16 protein-coding genes are annotated in these 17,393 nt (G+C 56.9%); 10 read left to right on the top strand and 6 right to left on the bottom strand.

Annotated features, from left to right (window positions below; all coding sequences use genetic code 11):
• Nucleotides 1–44 precede the first annotated feature (44 nt).
• From pckA to PGR23_RS11555, 5 genes are all read right to left on the bottom strand, one after another.
• A complete protein-coding gene (pckA, locus tag PGR23_RS11575) occupies nt 45–1,664 on the bottom strand; it encodes a phosphoenolpyruvate carboxykinase (ATP) (protein ID WP_045375850.1) in 1,620 nt (539 codons plus the stop codon).
• Between the two features lie 357 nt (nt 1,665–2,021).
• Nucleotides 2,022–2,900 carry an Hsp33 family molecular chaperone HslO gene (hslO, locus tag PGR23_RS11570; protein WP_015703666.1) on the bottom strand — a complete coding sequence of 293 codons (879 nt, stop codon included), beginning with the start codon at nt 2,898–2,900 and terminating at the stop codon, nt 2,022–2,024.
• A 26-nt stretch (nt 2,901–2,926) separates the two neighbouring features.
• On the bottom strand, nt 2,927–3,328 hold the full coding sequence (gene hslR, locus PGR23_RS11565; protein WP_396279346.1) for a ribosome-associated heat shock protein Hsp15: 402 nt from the start codon (nt 3,326–3,328) through the stop codon (nt 2,927–2,929).
• On the bottom strand, nt 3,325–4,008 hold the full coding sequence (gene yrfG / locus PGR23_RS11560; RefSeq protein WP_015703664.1) for a GMP/IMP nucleotidase: 684 nt from the start codon (nt 4,006–4,008) through the stop codon (nt 3,325–3,327). Before yrfG ends, hslR begins: the two co-directional genes overlap by 4 nt.
• 59 nt (nt 4,009–4,067) lie before the next feature.
• Nucleotides 4,068–6,197, bottom strand: a complete 2,130-nt coding sequence (locus PGR23_RS11555) for an intracellular growth attenuator family protein (RefSeq protein ID WP_047078887.1) — start codon at nt 6,195–6,197, stop codon at nt 4,068–4,070.
• A 285-nt stretch (nt 6,198–6,482) separates the two neighbouring features.
• Between PGR23_RS11555 and nudE the strand changes: the two genes are divergently transcribed.
• Complete coding sequence (gene nudE / locus PGR23_RS11550; RefSeq protein WP_015703662.1) at nt 6,483–7,043, top strand: ADP compounds hydrolase NudE; 561 nt, start codon at nt 6,483–6,485, stop codon at nt 7,041–7,043.
• A 52-nt stretch (nt 7,044–7,095) separates the two neighbouring features.
• On the opposite strand, the gene mrcA is transcribed toward nudE, so the two are convergent.
• Entirely contained in the window at nt 7,096–9,654 is a 2,559-nt protein-coding gene (gene mrcA / locus PGR23_RS11545; protein WP_396279347.1) for a peptidoglycan glycosyltransferase/peptidoglycan DD-transpeptidase MrcA, read from the bottom strand.
• 214 nt (nt 9,655–9,868) lie between these two features.
• Between mrcA and pilM the strand changes: the two genes are divergently transcribed.
• From pilM to dam, 9 genes are all read left to right on the top strand, one after another.
• Nucleotides 9,869–10,654, top strand: coding sequence for a pilus assembly protein PilM (gene pilM / locus PGR23_RS11540; protein ID WP_289578431.1), 786 nt, complete (start codon nt 9,869–9,871; stop codon nt 10,652–10,654).
• Between the two features lie 2 nt (nt 10,655–10,656).
• Nucleotides 10,657–11,196, top strand: coding sequence for a PilN domain-containing protein (locus PGR23_RS11535; protein ID WP_396279348.1), 540 nt, complete (start codon nt 10,657–10,659; stop codon nt 11,194–11,196).
• Nucleotides 11,180–11,617: a hypothetical protein gene (locus PGR23_RS11530; protein ID WP_047047999.1), complete on the top strand. Its 438-nt coding sequence runs from the start codon at nt 11,180–11,182 to the stop codon at nt 11,615–11,617. Before PGR23_RS11535 ends, PGR23_RS11530 begins: the two co-directional genes overlap by 17 nt.
• Entirely contained in the window at nt 11,607–12,008 is a 402-nt protein-coding gene (locus PGR23_RS11525; protein WP_047048002.1) for a HofP DNA utilization family protein, read from the top strand. The genes PGR23_RS11530 and PGR23_RS11525 overlap by 11 nt, the downstream gene beginning before the upstream one ends.
• A complete protein-coding gene (gene hofQ, locus PGR23_RS11520; RefSeq protein WP_047078891.1) occupies nt 11,920–13,161 on the top strand; it encodes a DNA uptake porin HofQ in 1,242 nt (413 codons plus the stop codon). Before PGR23_RS11525 ends, hofQ begins: the two co-directional genes overlap by 89 nt.
• A 269-nt stretch (nt 13,162–13,430) precedes the next feature.
• On the top strand, nt 13,431–13,952 hold the full coding sequence (aroK, locus tag PGR23_RS11515) for a shikimate kinase AroK (RefSeq protein ID WP_002920267.1): 522 nt from the start codon (nt 13,431–13,433) through the stop codon (nt 13,950–13,952).
• Between the two features lie 53 nt (nt 13,953–14,005).
• Nucleotides 14,006–15,100, top strand: a complete 1,095-nt coding sequence (gene aroB, locus PGR23_RS11510; protein ID WP_015369386.1) for a 3-dehydroquinate synthase — start codon at nt 14,006–14,008, stop codon at nt 15,098–15,100.
• Between the two features lie 84 nt (nt 15,101–15,184).
• Nucleotides 15,185–16,477: a cell division protein DamX gene (damX, locus tag PGR23_RS11505; RefSeq protein ID WP_315711683.1), complete on the top strand. Its 1,293-nt coding sequence runs from the start codon at nt 15,185–15,187 to the stop codon at nt 16,475–16,477.
• A 79-nt stretch (nt 16,478–16,556) separates the two neighbouring features.
• Complete coding sequence (dam, locus tag PGR23_RS11500; protein WP_045394863.1) at nt 16,557–17,384, top strand: adenine-specific DNA-methyltransferase; 828 nt, start codon at nt 16,557–16,559, stop codon at nt 17,382–17,384.
• Nucleotides 17,385–17,393: the final 9 nt, after the last annotated feature.

Genomic DNA, 17,393 nt, shown 5'->3' with positions numbered 1-17,393 from the left:
TCTCAAGCCGGGCATCGCCCGGCTTTGTTGTCTCTGCGACCTGATTAACGCTTCGGACCAGCCGCAACCAGCGCAGCGCCGGCCGGGGTATCGGTATATTTCTCGAAGTTCTCAATAAACAGTTTCGCCAGCTGATCGGCTTTCTCCTGCCACTGCTCCGGAGAACCGTAGGTATTACGCGGGTCGAGGATATGGGTATCGACGCCCGGCAGCTCGGTTGGGATCTGCAGGTTGAACATCGGCAGAGTGAAGGTTTCGGCGTTATCCAGCGAACCGTCGAGGATGGCGTCGATAATCGCGCGGGTATCTTTAATTGAGATACGCTTGCCGGTACCGTTCCAACCGGTGTTGACCAGGTAGGCCTGGGCGCCGGAAGCCTGCATGCGTTTTACCAGCACTTCGGCGTACTGCGTCGGGTGCAGCGACAGGAACGCGGCGCCGAAGCAGGCGGAGAAGGTTGGGGTCGGCTCGGTGACGCCGCGCTCGGTACCGGCCAGCTTGGCGGTAAAGCCAGACAGGAAGTGGTACTGAGTCTGGTCAGCGGTCAGGCGTGAAACCGGCGGCAATACGCCAAAGGCATCGGCGGTCAGGAAGATGACCTTGGTAGCGTGACCGGCTTTCGACACCGGCTTAACGATATTTTCGATATGGTCGATCGGGTAGGAGACGCGGGTGTTCTCGGTCTTCGAACCGTCATCAAAATCGATGGTGCCGTCAGCCAGTACCACGACGTTTTCCAGCAGCGCATCGCGGCGGATCGCGTGATAGATATCCGGCTCGTTGGCTTCCGACAGCTTAATGGTCTTCGCGTAGCAGCCGCCTTCGAAGTTAAACACTCCATCATCATCCCAACCGTGCTCGTCATCGCCAATCAGGCGGCGTTTCGGGTCGGTGGAGAGGGTGGTTTTACCGGTGCCGGACAGGCCGAAGAACACGGCGACATCGCCTTTTTCGCCGACGTTAGCGGAGCAGTGCATCGAAGCGATGCCCTGCAGCGGCAGCAGGTAGTTCATGATCGAGAACATCCCTTTCTTCATTTCGCCACCGTACCAGGTGCCGCCGATAAGCTGGATGCGCTCGGTCAGGTTGAAAGCCACGAAGTTTTCGGAGTTCAGACCCTGCTCTTTCCACTGCGGGTTGGTGCACTTCGCGCCGTTCATGACGATAAAGTCCGGCTCGAAGGCTGCCAGCTCTTCTTCGCTCGGGCGAATGAACATGTTCTTAACAAAGTGTGCCTGCCAGGCGACTTCAGTAATAAAGCGCACGCTGAGGCGGGTGTCGGCGTTGGCGCCGCAGAAGGCGTCGACGATAAACAGGCGTTTGCCCGACAGCTGGTGAGTCACCAGGCCTTTCAGGTGCTGCCAGGTTTCCTGGGAGAGCGGCTTGTTGTCGTTCTTGCCATTGCCTTTATCAGACCACCACACGGTATCGCGAGTGGTATCGTCACGGACGATATATTTATCTTTCGGCGAACGGCCGGTGAAAATGCCGGTATCGACGGCGATGGCGCCAAGATTGGTTAATACGCCACGCTCATAACCTTCCAGTTTCGGGTCGAGCTCTTCCTGATACAGCGTATCGAAGCTCGGGTTGTGGACAATTTCCTGGACGTCATTGATACCGTAAGCCTTGAGATCCTGCGGGGTTAAACTATTAACGCGCATGTCACTGCTCCTTAGCCAATATGTACTGCTTTAAATTGTAGGGTTTCTTTCAGGGAATAGACCGCGACCAGGCTCATAGATTTACGTATCTCGACAAACGCCTTTCTTACGAAAAACACAGTGACTCCTGTCACGAAGTGCGCGTGATTATCTCAGGAAAACGGCCGCAGGTGGCGATAGATGTTTCCGAATGGTTAAAAAGTAATTAAAAAAACTGCTGAAATGTGAATGTAATCGCTTTCTTGAAAGAAAGTTACGTAACTCTTTCAGTGAAAATCGATTCAACACGCGGTCGAAATAGTTGACGCCAGGCGCGGCGGGTTAGAAAAACCCGGCAACGCCCGGCGAGAGGGGCGATTAGTGTACCTGCGGATCCGCCGGCGAGGCGTTATTACGGATCTCGGCGATATCCATCGCGTTGAACAGGTAATGATTACCGCAGTAGTCGCAATGCATATCAATTTCGCCTTCGTCGGCGAGGATGCTGTCGACTTCTTCATCCGGCAGCGTCTTCAGCGCATCGGCGCAGCGCTGGCGAGAACAGGTGCATTTGAACTCGACGTCTTGCGGGTCGTATACCGTCACCTCTTCCTCATGGTACAGGCGCCATAATACATCGGTCGCCGGCAGGGTGAACAGTTCTTCCGCCTTGATGGTCTCGGTCAGGGTCGCCAGATGCTCGAAGTCGTTAAGCTGCGCGTCCTGAGCCGGCATCACCTGCAGCAGCATGCCGCCGGCCACCGCTTTACCGTCGTGCTCGCCGGTACGAATGAACAGACGGGTCGGCAGCTGTTCGGAACGCTGGAAGTAATCTTCCAGGCATGCCGCCAGGGTATCGCCTTCCAGGCCAACAACGCCCTGATAGCGCTCGCCTTCCTGTGGAGAGATGGTAATGACCAGATAGCCGTTGCCGACCAGCGTTTTCAGGTCCGCGCCTTCCGGGATTTCACCCTGAACGCGAGCGACGCCGCGCAGCTGCTGCTGGTTATTGCCGTTGATCACCGCCAGCGAGAGCGGGCCGTCGCCCTGCAGCTGAACGGTAATATCGCCGGCGAATTTCAGCGTGGCGGTCAGCAGGCTGGTGGCGACCAGCAGCTCCGACAGCACGGTTTTCACCGGCTGCGGGTAGCTATGGTTGGCCAGGATCTGTTCCAACGTGTCCGATACGGTGACCAGTTCACCGCGCACGGCATAGTTTTCAAACAGATAACGATGTAATTGATCGTGTTGAGTCATAATCATCTCTCTTGCTGGCGGCAGCGCTATTCGCTGTCGCCGTGTTTAAATCTCATCAGGTCGCGGCGCTCTTTTTTGTCCGGACGTCTGTCTGGGTGAGGCATCGTGAGCGCATTCAGCTTACGCGCCAGCGCCACTTTTTCGCGTTTCTCGATACTCTCCGCCGTCTCTTCGTACAGCATAACGGCTTCGCTGGCTGGCCTGCGCTGTTCGGTAACGCTTTTGACGATAACGGTGCGCTCGTCGTCGCCCTGGCGCAGGGTCAGGGTGGCATTCAGCTCGACGATTTTGCTCGGCTTACTACGTTGTCCGTTGTAGTGCACCTTGCCGCCTTCAACCATTTCGCGCGCAATGGCGCGAGTTTTATAAAAGCGGGCTGCCCAAAGCCATTTGTCCAGCCTGACGCTTTCATCGGGCTTATCTTTCATGGCCTCTCCTCCGGAGTCAGGGAAGGGATCAGCCGCCGGTAATCGTTCACGCCGGGATGGCGGGTATACTGTTTTTCCGCCAGGCCGGAATCCGGATTGGTGACGCCCAGGCAATAACGAATGCCGAACTGCGCCGCCGCGTCCAGGATAGCCTCGCTGTCATCGACAAACAGCGTTTTGCGCGCATCAAGGCCGGTTTCTTCCGCCACCGCGCGCCACAGGCGCTGATCCTCTTTCGGATAACCAAATGTGTGGGTGGAAAGTAATAAATCAAGGTGCGCGTCCAGACCGGTGTGCTTAAGCTTCACCGCCAGATTATGCGGGTGCGCGTTGGTCAGCAGGATGCGGCGCTTGCCGCTGGCCCGCAGCGCATCAAGGAATGGCACGGTATCTTCCCGCAGTTTTGCCCGCGGTCCCTGCTCGCTGGTCATCGCACAAATATCCAAACCCAGTCGCTCGCTCCAGTAATCAAGACAGTACCAGTTTAGCGTATGCTGCACGGCGTGATACTCCTGGTGCATTGCCGCTTTGGCTTCCTGCAGGTTGAGTCCGCGCGCGGCGCCCCAGGTTTCCGGGACCAATTTTTGCCAGAAGTAGTTGTCGAAGGCGAGGTCGAGCAGCGTGCCATCCATATCCAGCAGAACGGTATCAACCTCCTGCCACGCGATATTGATTTGCATGGTGAGTCTCCAGCGAGGGGGAAATGCGCGACAGGGTATCACACCCTGTCGCGCAGGAATTAATCTTGATGATCCGGGGAAGGGATAAGAACCGGATTCAGGCAGCTTTCATAATATTTTTGAATTTCTTCCATGCGCAGGCGCTGGCGCTGATAGCGGCGGATCGCCTGCACGCCGTGCCACGACATACAACCAAGCATCGCCAGCAGCAGCAGAGTGGTGCCAAGATAGCGCCACAGCCCGCTGCGATCGGGAATGCGGTGCAGGTTGATATGCTGGGTGCCATTGGCGTCGGTATAAAGATTAGTGACGATCCCCTCCGCATGGAATGGCGTGTGCATCAACATGCCCGCCAGGCGCTGCAGCTCGCCCCACTGCTCGTGGGCAGGATAATCGTACAGGCTGATAGCCGGCCACGGCTGATTGACCAGTTCGCTGCCTTCATCGCTGGCGATCAGGAATCCGCCAGGGGCCGGGCTATTTAGCGCCTGCGCCGCGCGCGAGGTTTCACGCATCACAAACGGCGCGGTGGAGGTGGTCACCAGATTCTCCAGCGATTCGGCGCTCACCGGGCGCAGCAACACGTTCACGCCATCGAGCTTACCGGCGGTGGCGCGTTTGGTTAGCGCTTCCCAGTTGCGGGTATTGCCAAGGTTGACCAGCGCGTTCTTCAGACGCACGCAGTCATCTTTCGCCGAGCAGAGATCGTTGGTTTTCAGCACGATATCGCCGAAGTCATCCAGCAGCACCATTCCTGATTTCTGAATTGCCGAACGTAATGCCGGGCTAACGTGCGAATCGTCGTCCGGGTCAGGATGCAACTGGCGCTGTACCGCCTGGACCAGCGCCGTGGCCTTCCCTACGATATCGGACTCCGGCAGCGGCAGGGGAGGCGCGTCGTTCCAGATGATCTGCGAACAGTCGAACGGCGTAAACGGTGACGCGTCTTTCGCGCTCCAGGCGCCCGGCGTGCGGATGTTGCACATCCCGGTACCTTTTAATTGCAGCGTGTCGCCGATACGCACTTTCGCCTTTTCAAGCTGGCCGACGGTGGTGGCTTCGATGGTCTGCGCCCCCTTAAGCCAGGAGAGCGTGAATTTAAAGGGCATATTCAGCGGTACGCTAATCCACAGCATGATGACGACCAGCAGCGCGCCGGCGGCGATAATCGCGCTGCGCAGCCAGTACTGCAGCGGGAAGTGTTTCACTTCATCGTGCAGCGACAGGAATCGCCCCTGGCGAACAACGTGGCGGTTAAGATAAATATCAATATCGGTTTGCTGCCCCAGATCCTGGGCGATCCACGGTTGCCAGTGACGCGGATAGATAAGGTCGATAATCCCCAGCGAAATATTATTAACGTGTTCCTGGTCGTTCTCGCCAAACAGTCCCCAGCGTTTTGGCATCCCGCGCAGGCAGTGGATTTCGCGTAGCGAACCGGCCAGCGGCGGCGCATAGATGCCCCATACGCCCGCGGCCAACAGCAGCACGCCGCCACCGAGCAGCCACGGCGCGAAGACATCCGGGGAGATCAGACAGCAATAGAACAGCAGGAAGGCTGCGACAATCATGATCCCTTCGCGCAGGCTGTCAGGACGGCTGAGGGCATGCTCTTCCTGGGTTTCCTGGCGGATATTCAGCAGTTCGACCTGTTCACTCTCTTCACCGCGAATCGACGCCTGGGTAGCCGACGCGCGTTCAAGCGCGTAGCCGCGGGCTTCCTGCGGATAGTCGCGCAAGGTGTGGTCGTTGAGAACAATCACCAGCGGCAGGCTATCGGTTGGGATCAGCGAGACGCTGTTCTCGTCGTTGATATGCTGTTCCCAGAACGGCGGCAGATGAACCTCCACCGAGTCGAGGAAGTAGCGCCATTTGTTGGGCTCATCAGACGAAATGCCGTAGCGGGTGACGGCGCGGGTGACGGTATAAACGGTGTCGCTCTGCTCATTCAGTTTCAGGGCGACAGGCGCGACGCTGGCGCCGGTCGCCGGTACCTGTTGCGACTGGCTGAGGCCATCGAGATACTTTTCGACCGCCTGACGTTCATCATCAGAAAGCTTGCGGGTCGTCGCGTCGCTAAAGGCTTGCAGTAAGGGGAGGCGACGACGTCTGGCATGAGATCGATACCACCACCCGATAAGCAAGACACAGAGTAGCAGAGCTGTGAAAAAGGTCAGAAAGGTGCCCATGCCCATCCCATCGTCATAGTAATTTTAATTGTTTATCGGCACATGTTGTCTAATGCAGGAAATTTTATTGTGCAATGCAGCAGCATGTAAGCTTATCAAAAACGGGAAAACTCAGGAATCGGTAAATTCTCAAAACAAATTCAACCTATTGACTTTTTTATCTTTATGAATCTTTGCATTGCAAGCAAAACGTTGCAACTATGTAAATTAGTGGCAATTTGGATTGCCGAAACCGTGCTGCGTATCGCACAATGACTTCTGTAATCACAGCATAGACCGATGACAATGAGCAAATCATTACAAAAACCCACCATTCTCAACGTTGAAACGGTAGCGCGTTCGCGTCTTTTTAATGTTGAAAGCGTGGACCTGGAGTTCAGCAACGGCGTGCGTCGCGTTTATGAACGCATGCGGCCCACCGCGCGTGAAGCCGTAATGATTGTGCCGATTGTTGACGACCACATTATTTTAATCCGCGAATATGCGGTCGGCACCGAATCCTACGAGCTGGGTTTCTCCAAAGGGCTTATCGACCCCGGCGAAACCGCCATGGAAGCCGCCAACCGCGAGCTGAAAGAAGAGGTGGGCTTCGGCGCCCGTCAATTGACCTTCCTGAAGAAGCTCAGCATGGCGCCATCTTATTTCTCCAGCAAAATGAACATCATGGTGGCGGAAGATCTCTATCCGGAATCGCTGCCGGGCGATGAGCCGGAACCGCTGCCGCAGGTGCGCTGGCCGCTGTCGCAGCTGATGTCTCTACTGGAAGAAGAAGACTTCAATGAAGCGCGTAACGTCAGCGCGCTGTTTCTGGTGCGTGAATGGCTACAGGCGCAGGGGCGTTTGTAGTTATAAGCGTCTCATCCGGACATAAAAAAAGCGCCCGCAGGCGCTTTTTTTATTAGAACAACTCGTGGGTTTCGCCACCGCTATCGGTAATGGTGGTGCCAACTTCGCGCACCGCCTGATGGGTAGGCTGTGTGCCCTCGATGAAGTACTCGGCGCGGCTGTTGCCGCCGTTAGCCAGTTGACCTGTACTGCGGTCGATATTCACCGTAACAATACCCGGCGGCGGCGTTAACGGCTCTTCCGGCACGCCTTCCAGCACCCGTTTCATAAAATCATCCCAGGCCGGTTGGGCGCTTTTAGCGCCGCCTTCATAACCCGAAATCTGATCTTTAATCGCGCCGGAAGCGGTGGTACGGCCCAAATCGCGACGGTGGTCATCGAAACCAATCCACACCGAAGTCACGACGCCCGGACCGTAGCCGGAGAACCACGCGTCTTTCGAGCTGTTGGTGGTACCGGTTTTGCCGCCGATATCATGACGCTGCAGATCGCGGCCCGCACGCCAGCCGGTGCCCATCCAGCCTGGTTCGCCGAAAATATTGGTATTCAGCGCGCTCTTAATCAAGAAGGCCAGCGGCGTGTTGATAACATGCGGGGCATACTCCGGCGCGCCGCTTTGCGCGACCAGCGACTGATTAGCCTGCTCAAGCTGCGGCTGCGGCGGGACGTCGCCGTTTTGCGGCTCCTGAGAGGTGGCGACCTCTTCGACATCCTGGTTTTCCAGCACGTTGGATTTCGGCGTATCGCCGTAGATCACCGGCGAATTACATTGCGGACAGGCGACCTTAGGCCGCTCTTCAAACAGCACGCCGCCCTGGTCGTTCTCGATCTTGCTAATGAAGTACGGGTTAATCAGGAAGCCGCCGTTAGCCATTACCGAGTAGCCGCGGGCGACCTGTAGCGGGGTAAAGGAAGCGGAACCCAGCGCCAGTGATTCGGTATGGACGATGTTCTGCGCCGGGAAGCCGAAACGCTGCAGATACTCTGCCGCATAATCGACGCCCATTGCGCGCATCGCGCGCACCATCACCACGTTCTTCGACTGACCTAATCCCTGACGCAAACGAATAGGGCCGGCGTACTGCGGCGGCGAGTTTTTTGGCCGCCAGTCGGAGCCCGCGCCGGCATCCCAGCGGGAGATCGGCACATCGTTAAGCATACTGGCGAGGGTTAAGCCTTTGTCCATCGCCGCGGTATAAAGGAACGGCTTGATATTGGAGCCAACCTGACGTAGCGCCTGGGTAGCGCGGTTGAATTTACTCTGATTGAAGTCAAAGCCGCCGACCAGAGCGATAATCGCGCCATTTTGCGGGTTGATAGAGACCAGCGCGGAGTTCACTTCCGGCACCTGCGACAGCCACCATTTGTCGCCCTCTTTGCGCACCCAAATTTGCTGCCCGGTCTGAATGACGTCAGTCACTTTGCGTGGCGTCGAGCCTTGTTGCGTATCGGAAACGTAGCGACGCGCCCAGCGGACGCCATCCATCGTTAACGCCACCGACGTGCCGTTGCCCAGCAACGCGACGGCTTCCTGCGAGTTCGCGGAGGTGACTACCGCCGGCGCCAGCGGGCCGACGCCCGGCAGTTTTTTCAGCGTATCGAGGATTTTTTTGTTATCCCACGGGGTCTCGCCAACTTTCCACAGCACGTTGGCCGGGCCGCGATAGCCGTGGCGCATGTCGTAATCGAGCACGTTTTTACGCACCGACTGCTGAGCGGCCTGCTGGTTTTTACGCGTGATGGTGGTGTAGACGCGATAGCCGTCTTCGTAGGCCTGCTCGCCGTAGCGGTTGACCATCTCCTGACGCACCATTTCGCTCAAATACGGGGCGGAGAAGGCGATTTCCGGCGTGTGATAGCTGGCGTCAATCGCCTCGCTGCGCGCCTGATCGTACTGTGCCTGGGTGATATAGCCTTCTCCCAGCATACGCGACAGCACCACGTTGCGACGCGAGGTCGCGCGATCCAGCGAATAGAGCGGGTTAAAGGTGGAAGGCGCTTTTGGTAGACCGGCGATGACCGCCATTTCGCTTAGCGTCAGCTGATCGACCGTTTTACCGAAGTAAACCTGCGCGGCGGCGCCGACGCCATAGGCGCGGTAGCCGAGGTAAATTTTATTGAGGTAAAGATCGAGAATTTCGTCTTTATTCAGCAGCTGTTCGATGCGGATCGCGAGGAAAACCTCTTTGATCTTACGCGTTATCGTTTTTTCCGGGCTGAGGAAGAAGTTACGCGCAAGCTGCTGAGTAATGGTACTGGCGCCCTGCGAGGCATGGCCTGAGAACATCGCCACGCTGGCGGCGCGGAAAATCCCCACCGGATCGACGCCATGATGCTCATAGAAGCGGCTATCTTCAGTCGCGATAAACGCTTTTATCAGCTCCGGCGGCATCTGCTGCAGAGTGACGGGAATGCGGCGCTTTTCGCCATATTGCGCAATGAGCTCGCCGTCCGCGCTATAAACCTGCATCGGGATCTGCAAGCGCACATCCTTTAAGGTCGCGACGTCGGGGAGTTGCGGCTCTATAAATTTGTAGAGGCCATAAATCGAGCCTGCTCCCAGCAGAACGCAACAAACTGCAAGGATAAAAAGATACTTTACGAACTTCACCGGAGAATTCCCATTTAGTTTTATTTGGGCAGTTTATAAACAAACGCGCGGTAGTATAAAGGCAAGCCAGGAGCATTGATATACCCCCACGGGGCGGCTTGCTGGCGCTATGTCTTCCAGACGGCGTGTCGATCGACGCTAAAAGCCCCCATTTCGCCACATGGTATATCCAGGCTGCTCCTTGAATCGCAATCGCGGATAAGGAGATCTAAGCATGACTTTCAGAAATTGGCGTATAGGAATTCACATTCAACAGGATAGCGTCGCCATAGTGGCACTATTGTACGAACGTGGACGCTGGGCGTTACGTCGCTGGTGGCGAATTCCGCTGCCGCCCGGCCTGGTGGCGCAGGGCAGCATCGTTGACATCAATGAGGCGGTGAAGCGGTTACGTGATTGGCGCCGCGAGCTGCCGTTACAGCATCAGGTGTGCATTGCGCTTCCTGCCAGCCGTACGCTGCAAAAGCAGTTGCCGGCGCCACAGGTGTCGCTGCGGGAAAACGAAAGAGCGATGTGGATAGCGGGTACGATGGCGCGTCAGCTGGAAATGCCTGCCTCTTCGCTGTGTATCGATTACACCGCCCGCGCGGCTAACGATGGCTGGCAGGCGACGGCGGCTCAGCGTTTGGATATCGACGCGCTGCGTCAACTGGCTCGGCGGCTGAAGCTGCGCCTGGCGGCGATCGTGCCGGATGCGGCTGCTCTCACTTCTTTTTTTCCCTGGCTTACTGACGCGACTCAGGGATTGGTCTGGCAGGGGGACGCGCAGTGGTTATGGGCGACCCAGGAGCGCTGGGGCTATTGTCCATGCGCTGAAGCCCCCTCTTTCTCGCACTTAACCTCGCGCCTCAACGATGAACAGTTTCAGCTCTGTAGCAGCCTGCCGTTGGCGGAAAATAGCTTTGATTGCTGGAGTGTGATCCACCGCCTGCAGCCGCCGCTTCCCGCCTGCGGCGATCGCTTTGCTATCGCGCTTGGTTTGGCGCTGGGAGGTAAATAACCATGGCGCAGCCGATTAATCTTCTGCCGTGGCGCGAGACGCGACGGCGGCAACGCTTGCGTCTGGGCGGGCTGCTGGCGGTAGCGATGGCGTTAAGCATCGCCGCCCTGACGATAGCTGCGCGTACGTTACGCCAGATGGACGCGGCGCAGCAGGCGATGCATACCCAGGCCGACAATCTGCTTTATTCCACGCTGTTGCAACGCGAGCGGGAGATGCGCGAAGAAATACAGCGCGGTGAGCGGCAGGCACGGCAAGCGCAGCGGCGAGCCGAAATGCAGGCCTGGCAGACACGATTGCTCACGTTAGCGTCGCTGTTGCCGGAGCCGCTGTGGTTAACCAGACTGGACTACCAACCACAGGGCATCACCCTCAGCGGCCTGGCGCTGAACCTCAAGGCGGTGGTGGCGCTGGAAAAGGCGCTTGGCAAGCTGGAGGGGTTTCAACCGGCGATGGCAGGAGGAACGCATCGCGATACACAGGGACGCTGGTCATTTAGTTTTTTTCTACCTGGAGACACTGCCGATGCGGACAGCGATTGAACGCCTGCAGGCGCTGCGCGGATGGCCGTTAGCGTTACTTTGCGCCACAGTTTTGGCTGCGGCAGTGTATCTGGCGTTTTCGCTTGTTGTTGTCAGCGCTTCGCAGCCCACGCCGCCGCCCCTACAGACGCAATGGCGGCGAGTAATGCCGCTGCGGGCCACGCTGCAGCAGCGCGTGGTTGATGATTGGACGGCCCGGCGTTTTTCACCGCTGGAGCCACCCGTGGCCGGTATCTTGTTACAGGCCTGGCAACCGCGAGGGCGCGGCGGTGAGATGCTGGCGGCGGTTAACTGGCAGTCGGTGCCGCCGCTGTTCGCCTGGCTTGCCGATTGCGGGGTACACGCTAGCGCTTTTTCACTAAATGATGAAAAAGGGGTACTACAGATGTCGTTGCAACTGGAGCGCGACGATGAAATATAAAGGATACATGCTGCTGCTGGTTTGCCCGCTGCTGGCAGGAGCGCGCGATCCTTTTTTACCGGTCGAGGACCACTGCCAGACCGCGCAGCTGACGCAGTGGCGTTACGGCGGCGGGGTTGGCCGCCCGGCCCAGTGGCTGGGTCTTGTTCAGGATCATACCGGTCAGTGGCGGCGTGTACGAATTAACGACGTTTTGCCTGGCGGCTGGCGAATTCGACAGCTAACGGCAGAAACATTAACTCTGGAGGCCAATACCGGGTGTGAACCCGCACGCTGGGTCTGGTCACGTAAGGAAAGCCAACATGATGCGAAGGATAAGCCTGCTACTTCTGCTGCTGCCGCTGCTGGCCGCGGCGGCGAAAAAAGAACCGCCGGTATCGCTGGTGGTTGATGATGTACCGGTGGCCCAGGTACTGCAAAGCCTGGCGGAAATGCAACATCTTAATTTAATCGTGGCGCCGGAGGTCAGCGGCACGCTGTCGCTCCACTTAAATAGCGTCCCCTGGCAACAGGCGCTCCAGTCGGTTCTCGATAGCGCTGGACTGACAATGGCCCGTCAGGGCACGGTGTTGTACATCCACACGCTGGCGTGGCAGCAAGCGAAACGGACGCAGCAGGAAGCCGAGCAGGCTAAACGCTGGCAGAATCTGCCATTACGTAACCACAGTATCCCGCTTCGCTATGCCGACGCAGACGAACTGGCGAAATCCGGGAGCAAGCTGTTGAGCGCCCGCGGCACGATGACCGTCGATCGGCGAACTAATCGTCTGTTAATCCGCGACGACGATCGGCATCTGCCGGCGCTGAAGGCGTGGGCTGAAGAGATGGATCTGCCGGTCGGCCAGGTGGAGCTGGCGGCGCACATTGTGTCAATGAGCGCGACCAGCCTGCGTGAGCTTGGCGTGAAGTGGAGCCTGGCGGAGGCCAGCAGCACGCCGGGGATGGGGAAAATTACCAACCTGAGCAGTAACCTGGCGGTGTCAGACGCGACCACCCGCGGCGGGTTTAATATCGGCCGGATTAACGGGCGGCTACTGGAGCTTGAGCTTTCCGCGCTGGAGCAAAAGCAGCAGGTGGACATCATCGCCAGTCCGCGCCTGCTGGCGTCGCATATGCAACCCGCTAGTATCAAACAGGGCAGCGAGATACCCTATCAGGTCTCCAGCGGAGAAAGCGGCGCCACCTCGGTTGAGTTTAAAGAGGCGGTCCTGGGTATGGAGGTGACGCCGACGGTGCTACAGCAGGATCGCGTGCGCCTGAAGCTGCGCATTAGCGAAAATACGCCAGGCCAGGTACTGCAGCAAGAAAACGGCGAAGCGCTGGCAATTGATAAGCAAGAGATTGAAACCTTAGTCGAGGTGAAAAGCGGCGAGACCCTGGCGCTGGGCGGTATTTTTTCGCAGAAGAATAAGTCGGCGCGCGACAGCGTGCCGTTGCTTGGCGAAATCCCCTTACTCGGGCAGCTGTTTCGCCATGATGGTAAAGATAATGAACGACGTGAACTGGTTGTCTTCATCACGCCGCGTATTCTGGCAGTACATTAAGCGGGTTTTTCATGCTAAACACGTTTCAGGTGTTTGACGCGGGGACGGATTTAGCATACAAGGGGTACCGATTTGAGAGTCGGGTACGACATCAATCCTCCCTTTATGTCCGGTGATTTTATTCTGTTGCCAAACCAGCCGGAGTATTGAGATAATTTTTAGTCTGACTCTCGCTCTATTGCATATGAGGTTTCAGTTCATGTCCTGCTGCGCTGGGTGTCTGCGAAGCGGGTTTATCATTAACGAATAGTCTTAGTAGTACCGAAAAAATGGCAGAGAAACGCAATATCTTTCTGGTTGGGCCTATGGGTGCCGGCAAAAGCACTATTGGGCGCCAGTTAGCCCAACAGCTCAACATGGAATTTTACGATTCTGATCAAGAGATTGAGAAACGCACTGGCGCAGACGTCGGCTGGGTCTTCGATGTCGAAGGCGAAGAAGGCTTCCGCGATCGTGAAGAAAAAATCATCAATGAGTTGACGGAAAAACAGGGAATCGTACTCGCCACTGGCGGCGGCTCAGTAAAATCCCGTGAAACGCGTAACCGTCTCTCCGCCCGCGGCGTGGTGGTCTACCTGGAAACAACGATCGAAAAACAACTTGCTCGTACGCAGCGCGATAAAAAGCGTCCTTTATTACAAGTAGATGCGCCGCCACGTGAAGTTCTTGAAGCGTTGGCAGATGAGCGTAATCCGCTGTATGAAGAGATTGCCGATGTGACTATCCGCACCGACGATCAAAGCGCGAAAGTCGTTGCAAACCAGATTATTCATATGCTGGAAAGCAACTGATTCTGGCTTAATAAAGTGCGTCAGAGTAAAGCAACTGAGGTGGACGTCGCGTTATGGAGAAGCTGACTGTAACTCTCGGGGAACGTAGTTACCCGATTACCATCGCGGCTGGTTTGTTTAACGATCCAGCTTCTTTTCTGCCACTGAAATCAGGCGACCAGGTTATGCTGGTCACCAATGAAACGCTGGCGCCGCTTTATCTTGATACCGTTCGCTCCGTACTGGAGCAAGCGGGTGTCAATGTCGACAGCGTGATCCTGCCGGATGGCGAGCAGTATAAAAGCCTGGCGGTGATGGATACGGTATTTACCGCGCTGTTGCAAAAACCACATGGCCGCGACACCACACTCGTGGCGCTCGGCGGCGGCGTGGTTGGCGATTTAACCGGTTTTGCCGCGGCGAGCTATCAGCGCGGCGTACGTTTTATTCAAGTTCCCACCACGCTGCTTTCGCAGGTGGACTCTTCGGTTGGCGGCAAAACGGCCGTAAACCATCCCCTCGGTAAAAATATGATTGGCGCCTTCTGGCAGCCGGTTTCCGTGGTCGTCGACCTTAATTGTCTCAAAACATTGCCGAAGCGCGAGCTCTCCTCCGGCCTGGCTGAGGTCATTAAGTACGGCATTATCCTCGACGGCGAGTTCTTCTGCTGGCTTGAAGACAACATCGATGCGCTGATGGCGCTGGATGAATCAGCGATGGCGTACTGTATTCGCCGTTGTTGTGAGCTAAAAGCCGAAGTTGTCGCTGCCGACGAGCGCGAAACCGGGTTACGTGCTTTACTGAATCTGGGACATACATTTGGTCATGCTATCGAAGCTGAAATGGGCTACGGTAACTGGCTACATGGCGAAGCTGTGGCGGCAGGAATGGTCATGGCGGCGCATACGTCCGAGCGTTTAGGGCAGTTTAGCGCGCAGGATACGCAGCGTATGATTGCGCTGTTGCAACGTGCAGGGTTGCCGGTACGCGGGCCGCAGGAAATGTCTGCAGAAGCGTACTTGCCTCACATGATGCGTGATAAAAAGGTACTGGCAGGCGAAATGCGCCTGGTATTGCCGCTCGCTATAGGAAAGAGCGAGGTCCGCGGCGGAGTGTCGCACGATGTAGTTCTTGGCGCGATTGCTGATACTCAGCAGGCGCAACAATAAGAAGGTCTAGCCGCGTCCGCGCGGCGTTATCATTTCGGGCAACATGCAATAATCGTGAGCATAAGCCTTTTAGTGGGGTGTTAAATGGATGATTTCAAACCAGAAGACGATATGAAAGCCGATCGCAACGATCGTCGTACTGGTCGTTCCCGTCAGTCTTCCGAGCGTGACGCCGATCCGCAGATCAATTTCGACGATCTCGATCTCGAGGCTGATGAAAGCCGTCCGACGCGCGCGAACAAAGCCCGTCGTGAACGCGATGAAGAAGAGTATGAAGAGGACCTTGAGTCCGAAGAAGAAGCAGAAGAAGAGCAGCAGGTTGAACGCCGTCCGCGTAAACGCAAAAAGGCCCCTGCTAAACCGGCTTCCCGCCAGTATGTCATGATGGGCGTCGGGGTGCTGGTACTCCTGCTGCTGATTGTCGGCGTGGGTTCGGCGCTGAAATCGCCATCTTCTTCCAATGAATCCGCTTCTGGTGAGAAGAGCGTTAACCTGTCAGGCGATCAAAGCATGACCGCTGACCAGAACAACAATGCCGCGCAGCCGGTCGATCAAACTGCGGGCAACACCAACCAGCAGCAGCCGCAGGACGTTTCTCTGCCGCCGATCGCCTCTAATCCGACTCAGGGTCAACCCGCCTCTGAGCCGCAGGGCCAGCAGCGTGTGGAAGTTCAGGGCGACCTGAACAACGCGCTGACTCAGCAGCAGGGTCAACTGGATAGCGCCGTTGCTAACTCCACCTTACCGACCGAACCTGCGACCGTTGCGCCAATGCGTAATGGCGCCGCGCCGCGTCAAACGACCGAACGCCAGACGGCTGCCGCGCCGCGTCCTGCCGAGCGTAAACAGGTGGTGATTGAACCGAAACCGCAAAGCAAGCCGCAGGCTACCGCCAAAGCGCCGGTTGAAACCAAACCTAAGCGCGTAGAGAGCGCGCCGGTGGCTACCGCCAGCAAGCCTGTCGCCACTGCGCAGACTAAACCGGCTGCGACAACCGCGCCAACGGCTACCGCGACTGCGCCTGCCGCAACGACCTCCACCCCGGCGGCCACTGCGCCTGCGGCGACCGCAGCGGCTGGTAGCAAAACGGCTGGCGATGTTGGTTCGATGAAGTCTGCGCCGTCAGGTAACTATACGTTGCAGCTCAGCAGCTCCTCTAACTACAACAACCTGAACAACTGGGCGAAGAAAGAGAAGCTGGAAAAATATGTTGTCTATGAGACGACTCGCAACGGTCAACCGTGGTATGTGCTGGTCAGCGGCATCTACGCTTCGAAAGATGAAGCGAAACGTGCCGTCGCCACGCTCCCTGCGGATGTTCAGGCGAAAAATCCATGGGCAAAACCGCTGCATCAGGTACAAGCTGACCTGAAGTAATGCCGCGAGTAGTCTTAAGCGCAGGATGCTGTCGGAGCGATTTCTCCACAGCCGGAGAAAGTGTAATTAGTTAGGCAGCATGAAAAAGAATCGCGCTTTTCTGAAGTGGGCAGGGGGGAAATACCCCCTGCTTGACGATATTAAAAAGCATTTGCCGGAAGGTGAATGCTTAATTGAGCCCTTCGTGGGCGCTGGGTCGGTATTCCTGAATACCGACTTTTCTCGTTATATCCTCGCGGATATCAATAGCGATCTGATCGGTCTGTATAACATCGTCAAATTGCGCACTGACGAATACGTCAGCGCCGCACGCGAGATGTTTACGCCGGAAAACAACGCCGCGGAGCGCTACTACCAGTACCGTGATGAATTCAACCAGAGTCAGGATCCCCTGCGTCGCGCGGTGCTGTTCCTGTATCTGAATCGCCATGGCTACAACGGATTGTGCCGCTACAACCTGCGCGGCGAGTTCAACGTGCCGTTTGGCCGCTACAAAAAGCCCTATTTCCCCGAGGCTGAGCTCTATCACTTCGCCGCCAAGGCGCAGAACGCCGAGTTTTACTGCGAATCTTATGAAGAGTGCATGAAGCGAGCCGATAGCCGGGCGGTGGTCTATTGCGACCCGCCGTACGCGCCGCTGACGGCGACGGCGAATTTTACCGCCTACCACACCAACAGTTTCAACCTTGATCAGCAGGTAATGCTGGCGAAAAAGGCGGAATCGTTGATGAAAAAGCGGATCCCGGTGCTTATCTCAAACCACCGCACGCCGCTGACGCAGGAGTGGTATAAAAACGCGGCGGAAACGCATATTGTGAAGGTTCGGCGCAGCATCAGCAGCAACGGTGGTACGCGTAAAAAGGTGGACGAGCTCTTAGCGCTGTACCGTCCGCCGAAGACCAAATAAATTTCAAGG

Origin of the sequence: Klebsiella sp. 141162, assembly GCF_050600755.1 — a bacterium.
In the GTDB taxonomy this organism is placed as follows: domain Bacteria; phylum Pseudomonadota; class Gammaproteobacteria; order Enterobacterales; family Enterobacteriaceae; genus Klebsiella; species Klebsiella aerogenes.
This window is presented reverse-complemented; position numbering and strand designations above follow the sequence as displayed.

Excerpts from the sequence above, each read along its gene's own strand:
- pckA (WP_045375850.1), bottom strand. The coding sequence starts at position 1,664 with ATGCGCGTTAATAGTTTAACCCCGCAGGATCTCAAGGCTTACGGTATC.
- hslO (WP_015703666.1), bottom strand. The coding sequence starts at position 2,900 with ATGACTCAACACGATCAATTACATCGTTATCTGTTTGAAAACTATGCC.
- hslR (WP_396279346.1), bottom strand. The coding sequence starts at position 3,328 with ATGAAAGATAAGCCCGATGAAAGCGTCAGGCTGGACAAATGGCTTTGG.
- yrfG (WP_015703664.1), bottom strand. The coding sequence starts at position 4,008 with ATGCAAATCAATATCGCGTGGCAGGAGGTTGATACCGTTCTGCTGGAT.
- PGR23_RS11555 (WP_047078887.1), bottom strand. The coding sequence starts at position 6,197 with ATGGGCACCTTTCTGACCTTTTTCACAGCTCTGCTACTCTGTGTCTTG.
- nudE (WP_015703662.1), top strand. The coding sequence starts at position 6,483 with ATGAGCAAATCATTACAAAAACCCACCATTCTCAACGTTGAAACGGTA.
- pilM (WP_289578431.1), top strand. The coding sequence starts at position 9,869 with ATGACTTTCAGAAATTGGCGTATAGGAATTCACATTCAACAGGATAGC.
- PGR23_RS11535 (WP_396279348.1), top strand. The coding sequence starts at position 10,657 with ATGGCGCAGCCGATTAATCTTCTGCCGTGGCGCGAGACGCGACGGCGG.
- PGR23_RS11530 (WP_047047999.1), top strand. The coding sequence starts at position 11,180 with ATGCGGACAGCGATTGAACGCCTGCAGGCGCTGCGCGGATGGCCGTTA.
- PGR23_RS11525 (WP_047048002.1), top strand. The coding sequence starts at position 11,607 with ATGAAATATAAAGGATACATGCTGCTGCTGGTTTGCCCGCTGCTGGCA.
- hofQ (WP_047078891.1), top strand. The coding sequence starts at position 11,920 with ATGATGCGAAGGATAAGCCTGCTACTTCTGCTGCTGCCGCTGCTGGCC.
- aroK (WP_002920267.1), top strand. The coding sequence starts at position 13,431 with ATGGCAGAGAAACGCAATATCTTTCTGGTTGGGCCTATGGGTGCCGGC.
- aroB (WP_015369386.1), top strand. The coding sequence starts at position 14,006 with ATGGAGAAGCTGACTGTAACTCTCGGGGAACGTAGTTACCCGATTACC.
- damX (WP_315711683.1), top strand. The coding sequence starts at position 15,185 with ATGGATGATTTCAAACCAGAAGACGATATGAAAGCCGATCGCAACGAT.
- dam (WP_045394863.1), top strand. The coding sequence starts at position 16,557 with ATGAAAAAGAATCGCGCTTTTCTGAAGTGGGCAGGGGGGAAATACCCC.